General features: G+C 64.8%; 12 protein-coding genes. 4 read left to right on the top strand and 8 right to left on the bottom strand.

The features are described 5' to 3' along the window. Positions 1-524: 524 nt before the first annotated feature. From BBA01S_RS38905 to BBA01S_RS38915, 3 genes are all read left to right on the top strand, one after another. Entirely contained in the window at positions 525-1,202 is a 678-nt protein-coding gene (locus BBA01S_RS38905) for a CsgG/HfaB family protein (RefSeq protein ID WP_027821103.1), read from the top strand. 70 nt (positions 1,203-1,272) lie between these two features. Continuing rightward, a complete protein-coding gene (locus BBA01S_RS38910; protein WP_027821104.1) occupies positions 1,273-1,638 on the top strand; it encodes a DUF4810 domain-containing protein in 366 nt (121 codons plus the stop codon). Between the two features lie 14 nt (positions 1,639-1,652). Then, positions 1,653-2,315: a DUF799 domain-containing protein gene (locus BBA01S_RS38915; protein WP_027821105.1), complete on the top strand. Its 663-nt coding sequence runs from the start codon at positions 1,653-1,655 to the stop codon at positions 2,313-2,315. A 100-nt stretch (positions 2,316-2,415) separates the two neighbouring features. Here BBA01S_RS38915 and rpoD read toward each other — a convergent pair whose 3' ends face one another. From rpoD to BBA01S_RS38930, 3 genes are all read right to left on the bottom strand, one after another. After that, on the bottom strand, positions 2,416-4,395 hold the full coding sequence (gene rpoD, locus BBA01S_RS38920) for an RNA polymerase sigma factor RpoD (RefSeq protein ID WP_027821106.1): 1,980 nt from the start codon (positions 4,393-4,395) through the stop codon (positions 2,416-2,418). A gap of 528 nt (positions 4,396-4,923) precedes the next feature. Next, complete coding sequence (locus BBA01S_RS38925) at positions 4,924-5,352, bottom strand: GFA family protein (RefSeq protein WP_042298626.1); 429 nt, start codon at positions 5,350-5,352, stop codon at positions 4,924-4,926. Between the two features lie 339 nt (positions 5,353-5,691). Then, a complete protein-coding gene (locus tag BBA01S_RS38930) occupies positions 5,692-6,027 on the bottom strand; it encodes a helix-turn-helix domain-containing protein (protein WP_027821108.1) in 336 nt (111 codons plus the stop codon). An 80-nt stretch (positions 6,028-6,107) separates the two neighbouring features. On the opposite strand from BBA01S_RS38930, the gene BBA01S_RS44900 reads away from it, so the two are divergent. Next, positions 6,108-7,196: a hypothetical protein gene (locus tag BBA01S_RS44900; protein WP_052392091.1), complete on the top strand. Its 1,089-nt coding sequence runs from the start codon at positions 6,108-6,110 to the stop codon at positions 7,194-7,196. An 18-nt stretch (positions 7,197-7,214) separates the two neighbouring features. Here the strand turns inward: BBA01S_RS44900 and bcsR are convergent, their stop codons facing one another. The 5 genes from bcsR to BBA01S_RS44915 all read right to left on the bottom strand — a co-directional run. Further along, complete coding sequence (gene bcsR, locus BBA01S_RS44905; RefSeq protein ID WP_042298627.1) at positions 7,215-7,421, bottom strand: BcsR/BcsP family cellulose biosynthesis protein; 207 nt, start codon at positions 7,419-7,421, stop codon at positions 7,215-7,217. Then, the gene (gene bcsG / locus BBA01S_RS38945) at positions 7,422-9,014 is read right to left on the bottom strand and encodes a cellulose biosynthesis protein BcsG (RefSeq protein ID WP_027821109.1); all 1,593 of its coding nucleotides are present in this window, start codon (positions 9,012-9,014) and stop codon (positions 7,422-7,424) included. A gap of 70 nt (positions 9,015-9,084) precedes the next feature. Further along, positions 9,085-11,724 carry a UDP-forming cellulose synthase catalytic subunit gene (gene bcsA / locus BBA01S_RS38950; protein WP_084162822.1) on the bottom strand — a complete coding sequence of 880 codons (2,640 nt, stop codon included), beginning with the start codon at positions 11,722-11,724 and terminating at the stop codon, positions 9,085-9,087. Next, positions 11,721-12,578 carry a cellulose biosynthesis protein BcsQ gene (gene bcsQ / locus BBA01S_RS44910; protein WP_042298628.1) on the bottom strand — a complete coding sequence of 286 codons (858 nt, stop codon included), beginning with the start codon at positions 12,576-12,578 and terminating at the stop codon, positions 11,721-11,723. Before bcsQ ends, bcsA begins: the two co-directional genes overlap by 4 nt. Further along, positions 12,575-12,914 (bottom strand): hypothetical protein (locus BBA01S_RS44915; RefSeq protein WP_218004283.1); only part of this gene is annotated, 340 nt, incomplete at its 5' end. The genes bcsQ and BBA01S_RS44915, both read right to left, overlap by 4 nt.

The following is a 12,914-nucleotide window of genomic DNA, read 5'->3' on the forward strand; positions in this document are numbered from 1 at the left end:
TTGGCGTTTACGTGCGCGAAAAGCACGTAATACCCCTCCGCAGTCATCAAATCCCTCACGCATACAACTCAAAATGCCTCTTTAAAACGGCGTTCTCAAAGCTCGTTAATGCGCATTTAAATCGATCGAATAAAAAATCTGATACGCATTAAATCGTCGATTTTCTAAAGTTTCTCTAAAACCCGCCGATACACGCGTGTGTAGCTTGTAATTACAAACTTAAAAACACGCAGCATCGACAAGAATCCGGGGGCTTCCATGCGCGCGAGCGTGCAGGAAGCGAGAAACATGCAATGCCGATGGAATGACCACGCGCGCAGCGACGTACTGCGCCCTTTGCACTCATCGCAACACCTTGCGTGGGGCGCTCGCGCCCAGCGTACCCAGCATGCTCGCCATTGCCGCGCAGCACGTCCTCTAGCGCCGCATCTCGCCGCCGCTTCCCTTCCTCCTGTCGCCTCAATTCGTGCACGCGGTATCGCGCGCACACGCCGTCGTTTCCGTTTCATCACCAAGGAGAATCCATGAAGTTGTCCAGAACCTGCGGCGCAGTGCTCGCCGCTGCCACTATCGCGGCGCTGAGCGGTTGCGCGACGGAATCGTCGCGTACGTTGGCTGTTGCTCCGGTAGCAGTCGCGCAGCGTCCTGCAGTCGGCAAGCCAGTGCAGATCGCGATTGGCAAGTTCGACAATCGCTCGGCCTACATGCGCGGCATTTTCTCCGATGGCATCGATCGTCTCGGCGGCCAGGCAAAGACCATTCTGGTCACGTCGCTGCAGCAGAGCGGGCGCTTCAACGTGCTTGATCGCGACAACCTCGACGAGATCCGCCAGGAGGCGGGCTTCACGAAGAAAGCCCAGGCGATCAAGGGCGCCAACTACGTCATCACCGGCGACGTGACCGAGTTCGGCCGTAAGGAAGTTGGCGATCACCAACTGTTCGGCATTCTCGGCAGCGGCAAGAGCCAGATCGCGTACGCAAAGGTGAGCATCAATGTCGTCGATACCACGACCTCGGAAGTGATCGCGTCGGCGCAAGGCGCGGGCGAATACAGCCTGTCTAACCGCGAAATCATCGGCTTTGGCGGCACGGCGAGCTACGACTCGACGCTCAACGGCAAGGTGCTCGAGCTTGCGATCCAGGAGGCCGTCAACCACCTCTCCGATCAAGTCGACGCGGGCGCGCTGCGCACCGCCCATTGAGTACGCGCTAGCGATTCAACGATTAGCGCTTCACGCTCGACCACAACAACGACGCATACGGGGTTTTGCAATGAAATACATCGGCACGCTTCGGGGACTCTGCCTGCCTGTCACGGCAGCGACGCTGCTGCTCGCGGGCTGCGCGCCCGCCACGCCGCCGCTTTATCAATGGACTGGCTACCAGCCGGGGGTCTATGACTACCTGAAGGGCGAAAAGGCGCCGCAGGAACAGATCGACGCGCTTGAGAAGTCGTTGCAGCAGATTCGCGCAAAGGGCAACACGCCGCCGCCGGGCTTCCACGCGCAGCTGGGCATGTTGTACGCGAACGTCGGCAACGGCACGCAGGCTATGCAGGAGTTCGACGCCGAGAAGCATCTTTTCCCGGAGTCGACGACCTACATGGACTTCCTCATGAAGACCCCGAAACAACCCTAAGCGAGCGCACTACGATGTCCAGAATCACTTCTCTCAAGCTCTGGCTGGCCTTGTCCGCGCTCGCGCTGCTGGCCGCCTGCGCGCAGCCCGTCAAGCACGTGGACTACACGGCGTTCAAGAATGCGCGCCCGCGCTCGATTCTCGTGCTGCCGCCCGACAACCAGACGACCGACGTGAATGCGTCGAACAGCATGCTGTCGCAAATGACGATGCCGCTCGCGGAAGCCGGTTACTACGTGATTCCGGTTGCGGTCATGGAGGAGACCTTCAAGCAGAACGGTCTTACGACGGCGGGCGACATCCAGCAGACGCCGCCTGCGAAGCTGCGCGAGATCTTTGGCGCCGATGCCGTGGTGTACTCGAAGATCACGCAGTTCGGCACGCAATATCGCGTGTTGGCTAGCGCGACGGTGGTCACCGCTTCGGCGAAGCTCGTCGACCTGAAGAGCGGCGACGTACTCTGGCAAGGCGCCGCGACGGCCAACAGCGAAGAAGGCAGCAACAACGGCGGCGGCCTGATCGCCATGCTGGTGGTGGCGGCAATCAAGCAGGTTGCGAACTCGCTGACCGACAAGAGTCACGATATTGCCGGTATCACGAGCTATCGTCTGTTGCATGCAGGCCCGCCCACGGGGCTACTCTACGGCCCGCACTCGCCGAAATTCGGCACGGACTGATCGACGTTCGCGCGGCTTCAACTGCGCCAAAACAAAAAGCCCGTCACTTTCGTGACGGGCTTTTTTCGTTGCTCCAGCAAGCGTAGCGATGAAACCGCTATTAACGCTCCAGGAACGGACGCAGCTTGTCGGCGCGGCTCGGGTGCATCAGCTTGCGCATCGCCTTGCTTTCGATCTGGCGGATACGCTCGCGCGTCACGTCGAACTGCTTGCCCACTTCCTCGAGGGTGTGATCCGAGGTCGTGTCGATGCCGTAGCGCATGCGCAGCACCTTCGCTTCGCGCGGCGACAGTGCCTTGAGCGCTTCGTCGATGGCGGCACGCATGTTCGCGTGGATCGCTGCATCGGCGGGCGAGCTCGACGACGCGTCTTCAATCATGTCGCCAAGCGTTGCATCGCCGTCGTCGCCGACCGGGCTTTCGAGCGAAACCGGCTGCTTGGCGATCTTGAGGATGCCACGCACCTTTTCTTCGGTCATGCCCATGCGTGCGGCCAGATCGGCAGGATGCGCTTCCATACCGGTCTGCTGCAGGATCTCGCGCGAGATGCGGTTCAGCTTGTTGATCGTTTCGATCATGTGCACCGGCACGCGAATCGTGCGCGCCTGGTCGGCCAGCGCACGCGTCACAGCCTGACGCACCCACCACGTCGCGTAGGTCGAGAACTTCCAGCCACGGCGGTATTCGAACTTGTCCACCGCCTTCATCAGGCCGATGTTGCCTTCCTGGATCAGGTCGAGGAACTGCATGCCGCGGTTCACGTACTTCTTCGCAATCGAGATCACGAGACGCAGGTTGGCCTTGACCATCTCGCCCTTGGCCTGACGCATCTTCGATTCGGCAGCCGTCATGCGGCGATTGATCGCCTTGATCTGCTGAAGCGAAAGCGAGGCAGCGGCTTCGATCTCAGCGAGCTTGCGCTGTTCGGCCTGGATGGCCGGCAGGCTACGCTCGATGGCGGGGCCGTACTTGCTCGACGAAGCGGCAGCGCGCACACCCCATTCGAGATCGGTTTCCTTGCCCGGGAACTGCTCGATGAACGCCTCACGCGGCATGCCGCAGCGATCCACGACGATTGCCAGCACATTGCGCTCGATCGCGCGGATACCTGCAACCTGCTCGTGCAGCAGCGAGCACAGGCGGTCGATCGTGCGAGCCGTGAAGCGGATCGGTGCGAGTTCCGTCTGGATGTCCGCGCAGATCTGCATTTCGGCGGTCGACGCGCGTGCGTCGGCGTCCGTCGTGCAGGTCATCTGTTCGAAGAGCGTGCGCACGCGTGCGAAGATCGCCAGGCTGTCTGCCTTCAGCTGTGCGAGCTGGGCTTCGTTGGCCTTGGCGTTGTCCGCGTCTTCGTCGCTGTCTTCGCTGTCGTCCGACTCGTCGTCGTCCGAAGCCTGGGCTTCGAGCGTGTCGTTCGTGTCGGCTTCAGCCGCTGCGGGCTCTTGTTCCGCTTCACCGCTGCCGATGCCGTCGACGAGCTCGTCGATGCGCATTTCTTCGGCGGCGATGCGGTCGGCGTCGGCGAGAATCGTCGCGACGATCGACGGGCAAGCCGCGATCGCCTGGATCATTTCCTGGAGGCCGTCTTCGATGCGCTTGGCGACTTCGATTTCGCCTGCGCGCGTGAGCAGCTCGCTCGAACCCATTTCACGCATGTACATGCGGACAGGGTCGGTCGTGCGGCCGAATTCCGAGTCGACCGTCGACAGCGCGACTTCGACTTCCTCGTCGGCTTCGTCGTCGGCTTGCTGGTCGGCACGTGCTTCATCGTTCAGGAGCAGCGTGTCGGCGTCCGGCGCCTGCTCGTAGACCTGCACACCCATGTCGTTAAACGTCGCGACAATGGTTTCCAGCGCGGCCGTCTGCGCGAAGTTGTCGGGCAGGTGGTCGTTAATGTCGGCGTGGGTCAGGTAACCACGTTCGCGACCGAGCTTGATCAGCGCGCGCATCTGGTGCTGGCGCTTCTCGAGTTGCGACGAACCGTCCATTTGAGTCGTATCGCCGGTCTTGTCCTTGGATCCGCGGCGTGCGGTGCGGGTAGACGTCGAGGCCAGCGCGTCTTCCCGGTCATGGCTAGTCAATACATTCTCCTCGAAAGGAATGCCCGGCGAGGGCAAAAAGGGTCACGCGCCAGCGGCGTGGCGTCCTGGCGATGACGAAATTGCAGGGGAATGGGCGGGGGCGCGTGCCGGCCCGCCGAGCGAGCGCCAAACGCACAAGGGCGTGGCGTCCTGGATTTTCGTGCAATGCAGAAAGATCGCGTATGGTAGTGCGTTCCGCCATGCGAGGCAACCCGAATCGTCGTGTGGACGCACAGATCGGCCTTTGCAGGGTCGAAACGAATTGGATACGTCGTCTGAATGGCGCCTTTTGGCGCTCCGCGTTCTCTCACGCGCGAGATTTGACGCAATGACCAGCCAATGGTTCGCACGTTTTCCATCAAGGGATAAACGGCCAGGCGGTGCCGCAGCAAAATTGCGTCGAAATGGCGCATGGACGCACGTGACGCGCTGCAATTGCTCCCCATTACGGCAGTTGCAACGCGACAACCTTCTATTATGAACGTGTCCGCCTCCTTGTGCGTTGACTTCGACACGCACGCCGGAATATTACGAAGGAAATTCGTCATATTGCGGCAATGCATCGGTGATTTCGTGCCACGGCGCCTTCGAGCCGACAAACAGATGGCCCTGCGGGCGAATCCTGGGAGCATCGACGAGCGTGCCCAGCGTCACATGAACATAGGCGCCTTCGCGCACCACTGAATAGAGCAGCGACCCGCAGCACCCACAATGGACATCGTGCGCGGCGTCGGTGTTTCCGTAGACCATCACGTCACCCTGTCCCTGCTCAAGACGCAGATGTGCGCGCTCGATACCGGCGAACGGCTTGAACGCCGCACCCGTCGCGCGCCGGCACTGCGAGCAATGGCAGTTGAAGGCGTAGCGGAAGGCGTCCTCGACCTGATAGCGCACCGCGCCGCAAAGGCACTGGCCGCGCAGCGGCGCAGGGGTATCTTCGATCGACGTTGAGTTCATGGGATCCGACGATGGCGATATAGAAGCAAACGAAGCGATACGCGCGCACGTTACGCACACAACGCACACGCGGCGTGTCGCGATTGCCTCTTCTATATATAGACGCTCCCCGGAAAATCGAGGCCCGGTACGCATAGGTTCCCACTCGAAGCGAAAGGTCACCGCTTATGGGGACTTCTGGGGTGCGCCGTGCCTATTTCTATGCAATGTCGGTGCGACAAGGCGCACAGGCAAGCCCGTAACGCGACTAAACCTGCCTTTTTCACGTTTTTTCTGGCGTCCCGCGCCTTTCGTGGCGACCTCAATCCCAAATCCGGTTACCTGAAGCCGAAACCGCGCTCAACCGGCCCGCTCCCGCAGCTCTTTCAATCCCTTGATGACGACGAGCAGCGCGCGCCCGTGCTCCTCCGAGCCGTCCCATACCTCGACGATGGCATTGCGCAGCAGGTCGCTATAGGCCGCCGCAGGCCGCGATACGGCCTTCAGGTCATAGAAACTGCATAGCTTGTTGAATGACGCGCTACGCCGCACCCTGCGGCCGTTAGAGAGCCGAAGCCGCGAGACGGTCGGCTGGCTGACCCCGGAAAGCCGTGCTATTTCGCTGGACGAGCGGGCATCGGCCGCTAGCCGGCGCAACAGTTCCTGCACGGGAAAATGAGTGTCTGGGCCTTCCATGCCATGCATTATACCTATACAGTAACGCTTATTGAATTGCCTGCCGAATAGGGTGGGCGCGGCGCATTTCGAGGAAGTCGATGGCACTGAAGCACCTACCGCCCACGTTCTGCTGGTCGAGGATCGGATCCGAAACGGGTGAAGATCTCCCGACGATCGTCCTGCGCAAGGAGTGGGAGCGTCGTCTGGGCGGCGGGCGTTTCCTGTGGGGCATCAACCAGTCGCTGGGCAGCAGCGCGCAGATCGCCGCGCTGCGCACAGGATCGCTGCTGGCGTTGTTCTCGCCGGCGGCCAGTCGCCCGCGCGTGGCGGACATCAGGCGTGAAGACGCGTTCGTGTGGAACGCCTGGGTGGACGCGAGCGGGCAGGTGCGGCAGTTGCCGCAGCACGTGTTCGTGACGAGTCGCACGCGCCTGCCGTCAGGCAAGCTGCGCGACCATCACTACGCGCTTGTCTGTGCGTCGCCGACCGAGCTCACGCTCGGCAGCGGCCTGCGCGTTCAGCCGGAACGCCTGCGCAGCGTGAGCACGGCGAAGGCGCCCTGCGCGACGCAGGGCACGGTGGTGGTGGATCGGGTGGATCGCGCCGAGCGCACGCCGCGCGCGGGCGCGGAATTCGGCGCGAAGGGGTATCCGGTGGCGTTCGGCGTGGAACTGGAGGCGCCGTACTTCGTGAAGCTCGTGCAGCCCACGCGTGTGAAAGCGCGCGACATGGCGAAGCTGCATGAAGCGGCGCGCAACGCCGATTTCGACGCCTACGTCGATCTCACGAAGCGTTTGCGCAGCGAAGCATCGGCGCAGCAAACGCGCGGCGTGACGAGCGACCTGTTCGAACTGGTGACGAAGGCGCGCGAGCTGAGCGCCGTGCTTCAGGCCGAATGCGAGGCGGTGCAAGCCACGCTCGCGCTCAGCGGTTGCATCGAGCCGCCCGTGATGGCGGCCTGCGGCGAGACGCACGACCTGTTCGCGCGCGATCTCTTCGATCTGGCGCCTGCCGAAAACCCGGCAAAGCCCGCGCGTCATTCAGCCGATCATCGTGCCGATCTGCTTCGCGGGGCCCGCCAGCGCGCCGCATCGCGCGCGGCGGACTGGACTCAGCTGTCGATGGAGCTGCCTCAGGACGACGCCTATCCGCATCCTCAACAGCGCGGGCGCCCAACGCTTTCCTGATCGAAGCCGCCGATCAGCCTACTTCTGCGCGTCGGCTTTCAGCCCCAGCACCGCCGCCACGAGCGGCCAGCGTCCCGCCGCCTCCTGCCAGGCGTCCTGCGCCTGCACGTCGTAATAGCGATCGGCGTCGACGCCTTCGACGAGTCGCGCCAGCGCATCGATATCGCCGGGCAGCAGCGGACTGCGGCGCGAGCGGCCCGGATTGCCCCAGAGTTTCAGCGCCATTTACTTGCCCTCCACCCAGACGCCGTCCGGCGTGTGGATCACATAGCCCGACGGCGTGGTCATCATCACGGTGCCTTCGTTTTCGCCGACCATGCGCGTCTGCGGCAGGTTCTGCGCGTACTGCGCGAGCGGCTGGGCGCCGACTGCGAACGGACTCTTCGCCACCAGATTCGCGAGCAGCTGGGCGAGCGCGAGATAGCTGGTCGGCTGATCGATCGTGACCGGGCCGCCTGCCTGTTCGGTACCCGAGGGCAGGCCGACGACCTTCACGCCCACCGGCACGTGGACGATATTCGGCGTCGGAATTTCGCGCATCCCGGCGATCTGGTTTTCTTCGCCACGCAGCGCCGCGCCATGCTCCGGCACGAACACGATCACCGCCTTGCGGCCCGATTGCTGGACGAGATTGATCACCTTGTCGACGTCGCCGAGCAGCGTCTGCAGGCGCACCGGATACGACTCCAGGCTGGTCATCTTCGTGTTCGGCAGCCGGTTGCCGTCGTGCATCGACACGGTGTTGTAGTAGAGCGCGACCGGCCCGCCGCCCGCCGCGATGCGCTGCTTGTACCAGCGCGCGATGACGTCGTAGTCGTCGGCCAGATCCGAGTTGTCGAACTCCTTCATGAACACGGGCAGGCCTTCGTTCGACGGAATCGTCACGCCCGGCACGCCGATTTCCTTGATGACCGTGCCGCGGAAGTCGTCGAAGCGGCCGTTGTGGTTGAGCAGCGCGTTGGGCGTGTAACCGGCCGCGGCCAGTTGCGCGAACAGATGGCACTCGGGCGGCGCAGGATCGTAAAGCGCCTTGTGCGCCTCCTGTCCGCAGGTCGCGCGCAGCACGCGGATCGCAGCCGGGCCGCTATAGCTCGCGCCGGAACTGAAGTTCTGGAAGACATAGTCGAAGCGCGAGAACAGCGGATTGTTGCGCATCTTCACCACGTCCATGTCGTCCCACGACAGCGAGCAGATATGCACGACGATGATGTCGAATTGCGCGCTCGGGTCGCTCGTGAGCGGTGAGAAGTTCACGCGGCGGCCTTCTTCGTTGGCGCGGAATGCGGCGAGCTGCTGGTCGTAGCCGCCCGCCTGGTCGTTCTTCGGCTCGTTGGCGTTGCGGCCGTCGCTGCCGTCACTGCTGCCGTCGCCGTTCTGCGCCAGCGCGCTGGTGGCGTTCGCGACCAGCGTGCCCGCGCCCTGATACAGCGGCACGCCGACGAGCGCGATCAGCACGAGCGTCGTCACGCGGATCCAGCGGTTGATGAGGAAGTAGAGCAGCACGACCAGCACGACCACGATGATCGCCTTGAGCGAAACGAGGCGCCCGAGCAGCTCGATCATGTACGAGGGCGTGAAGGTGAGCAGCACGGGAATCTGCGAGATCGCGCGGCTGATCGGCGGCCATCCGGACTCGTGATAGAAGAGCGCGATGCCCGCGAGCACCGCCAGCACGTTGCGCGTGATGCGCAGCCAGCGCAGATGCAGCGGCACGAGCAGCGCGATGGCGAACAGGATGTTCAGCAGCCAGATGACCTGGAGCTTGCCGAGCGAGTAGAGGTACAGCTTGGCGGCGAAGTAGAGATTCCAGAGGCCCATAGTGTGTCGCGTTCCAGCGTTATTGCGGCGTGAATCGGTTGCGTAGCTGTGTCGTCAGGTGAGCGTGCCTTTATGGCTGACGCGCAGGCTTGCCGCGTTCCTCGCGACGTCGCGTGAAGATGTTTTCCAGCGCGTCGAAGAAGGCATCGAACAGGCGCAGATAACCTTGCCAGCTCAGCAGGATCAGCTCGACGAGACCGTTGAGCGGCGCGTCGTCGCGCGGCACGTCTTCCCATTCGAGCCAGGCGTCGGCGCGCCCGAATGTGCATTCGACCAGGCGCCGCTCGCGCTCGATCGACATGTCCTCGAAGCGGATCCCCAGGTGGCGATCGGCCAGGCGCGCGACCACGGCGGGGAAGTCGTGCTCGACCGCGCCGCGCGACAGGCACACGCTCACGCGCTCGCCCGAAACGAGCGTCTCGTCGCCCGCCTCGACCGGCAGCACGAGCCCCAGGCCGCCCATCGAATAGTTCTCGGTCTTGCAGGCAAGCGTGCGGCCGTCGGGCAGCGTGAGCATCGCGGGCACACGCAGCGGAATGCGGTGCGCGACGCGCACCTGGCGCGCTTCCTTGGCCACGCCCACGGCAAGCCCGAGCACCGTGAGGTTCACGAGCGCCCAGAACAGGTTCATGCCCACCGTGGCGGGTTCGTCGGTTTGCCAGATCGTCAGCCGCCCGATGCCGAACAGGATCGCCACCACGTTGATGCCGAGCAGCACGAGATACGGCGTGGAGATCGTCCAGTCGAGGTAGTCCTCCTCGATGTGGCCGCCCTTGGACGTCACGTTGAACTTGCCGAGCTTCGGATTGACGACGGCGATCGTCGTCGGCAGCACGATGTACCAGGCCAGCACGCTCTCGTAGGCTTCGGCCCAGAACGAATGCCGGTAGCGTCCCTGGATGCGCGAGTTGGCGATCGCCGCGGTCACGAGATACGGCAGCACGTACGCGAGAATCACGGTCGCGGGCGTGTTGATAACGTGCAGGCCGAAGTACAGGTACGCGCACGGCATCACGAGGAAGATCAGCCGCGGCAGCCCGTAGAAGAAGTGCAGCATGGCGTTGCTGTAGCACATGCGCTGGAAGAACGAGAGCCCCTTGCCGAACCACGGATTGTCGAGCCGGAAGATCTGCGCCATGCCGCGCGCCCAGCGGATACGCTGGCCGATATGGCTCGCGAGGCTTTCGGTGGCGAGACCGGCGGCCTGCACCGTGCGCAGATACGCCGAAGTAAATCCGTTCCGGTGCAGACGCAGGGAAGTGTGCGCGTCCTCGGTCACGGTCTCGGTCGCGATGCCGCCGATCGACTCCAGCGGGCCGCGCTTGATGACCGCGCAGGAGCCGCAGAAGAAGGTGGCGTCCCAGAAGTCGTTGCCGTCCTGGATCAGGCCGTAGAACAGGCTGCCTTCGTTCGGCACGCGATGGAACGTGTCGAAGTTGCGCTCGAACGGATCGGGCGAGAAGAAGTGGTGCGGCGTCTGCACCATCGCGCACTTCGGATCGGCGAGAAACGTGCCGACCGTCGTTTGCAGGAAGGAGCGCGTGGGAATGTGGTCGCAGTCGAAAATCGCGATCAGCTCGCCCGAGGTGAGCTTGAGCGCGTGATTGATGTTGCCCGCCTTCGCGTGCGTGTGTTCCTCGCGACGGATATAGCCGACGCCCACATGCGCGGCGAAGTCGCGGAACTCGTCGCGGTCGCCGTCGTCGAGCAGATAGATGCGCAGCTTGTCGCGCGGCCAGTCGATCGAGCTCGCCGCGAACACGGTCGGACGCACCACCGACAGCGGCTCGTTATAGGTCGGAATGTAGATGTCGACGGTCGGCCAGTCGGCGGGATCGTCGGGTAGCGGCGAGGGCTTGCGGCGCAGCGGCCAGGCCGTCTGCACGTAACCGAGCATCAGCACGACCCACGTATAGAGCTCCGCGGCGAACAGCACGTAGCCGACGATGGCTTCGGCGGGACTCGTGAGGTGCAGCGTCTGCGTGGTGCGCCACCAGACGTAGCGGCCCGTCATGATGATCGACAGCATCACCATCAGCATGGTCGCGAGACGTCCCGGCACGCGGCGCGCGAGCATCACCACCACCCAGACGAGGAAGAACAGCAGCACCTGGTCGCCGAGCGGCAGCGGCGTCGTGCAGATCGTGACTGCCGTGATGAAGGCGAGCCAGAGCAGGCACTGGCGCAGGAAGGGGACGCGGTCGAGCGTCTCCGAGAGCTTTTCGAGGCGCTCGCGAATGCCGTCCCAGTGGATCGTCGGCAGCCGCGCGCCAATCGCCGCGCTCGCGCGCCGGGCGCGCCGGTAGACCGGTTCGAGCTTGCGGTCGAGCCACACGCGCGCCGCGATCCTGTGCAGATGCGGCTGCTTGTGAACCGTGCGCAGATCGGCGGCCAGACGCCGCCGCGAGCGGCGCGGGCGCAGGAACAGGCGCAGGATCCACGCGCCCTTGCCGCGATCGCGGCCCATGTCCAGGCGCGCCGCGATGTCGTCGCCGAGCGAGGCGAAGGCGAGTGCAGGCCAGTCGCGCTGTCCGGGGCGCGGCGCACGGAAAAAGAGCCGCAGCAGCCAGTCGCCGAAATCCGCATCGGCGGCCACGCCCAGCTGGGGCGCGCTCACGCGGCGCAGGCCCACCCAGAGCGCGCTCCAGTAACGGGCCAGCGGATCGCTCACGTAGTCGGCCCAGAACGTCTGCACCCTGGCGCGGATCATCTTCTGCCTCCGGCGAAGCGATCCGGCGGCGGCGGGCTCGCGCCTTCGGGCAGGTCGCTTTGCAGTTCGGCGAGCGCACCCGTGGCCCAGTGCGAGATCCACGAGGCGATGCCGTTCAGGTCGTGCGCGGCCTGCGAGCCGGGCGCGCTGCGGCAGAAGTTCGCGCCGGCGGCAAACGCGTTGGGCACGCCGGTATCCGCGTGCACGAGGTACGGCAGCATCGCCGAGCCCAGCCGTGCGCGCAGCATGGCGATCAGGTCGGTGTGGAGCTGGCGGGCGGGCACCACCGCGTTGGCGACGAAAGCCGTGCGCTTGCCCGCGCGCACCAGTGCCTCGGTGAAGCGCGGCAGCGTCGCGCAGGCGGCGGCGTCGGGCGTGAGCACGCCCAGCACGATGTCGGCGGCTTCGATGGCCTGGCGCGCGTGGGCCGAAGGCCAGGGCGCGGCGTCGATCAGCGCGAGCGTATTCGACGGCAGGTCCACGCGCCCGAGCAGCTCGCGCAGCCAGCGGCGGTTGGCGTCCAGGCGCGCGCCGCCGTCGCCGTCATCGCTGCTGTGGGTGGTCGGCTCGCCCTCGGCGGTGACGCTGCCCCACGGCAGCACCAGCACGCCGTCGTCGCTTTGCAGCGCGGCGCGGGCCCAGACGTCGCTGGCGGGATTGGGGTCGTAGAGCTGCGTGACGAGCCCTTCGCGCGCGCTTTCGCGCAGGCCGAAGTGCAGGGCGAGCACGTTGCGCGGATCGCATTCGATGGCGAGCGCCGTATGCGAGCGCGCGGCCAGCAGCCCGGCGAGCGAGGCGGCGAGCGTCGTGCGGCCCGCGCCGCCGACGGCGGAGACGATCGCGACGGTTTTCATGAACGGGGCTCCGCGAGAGTGGCCGGGGCGGCGGTAGGGGCAGGCGCGGGCGCGGCGGCGCGCGCGACCGACGGACGGCGGATCACGAGATCCTTGCGGCGCTTGCCGCGAATCACGAGGGCGTCGAGCTGCGGCGGCAGTTCGAGCGGGCGCTGGCTCGCCGGTTTGGCCCAGTCGGGCAGGTAGCGCCCCAGACGCAGGCGCCACGCTAGCCACCAGAGCGGCGCCGCGATGATGAGCCCCCAGATGAAGTAACCGAAGAAAATGTCCATATCAGCGGGACCCTTGAGCTTTGAGCGGCAGCGCCGCGCGGCGTGGCTCGTCGCGCGGCGCGGC

Source organism: Paraburkholderia bannensis NBRC 103871 (assembly GCF_000685015.1).
In the GTDB taxonomy this organism is placed as follows: domain Bacteria; phylum Pseudomonadota; class Gammaproteobacteria; order Burkholderiales; family Burkholderiaceae; genus Paraburkholderia; species Paraburkholderia bannensis.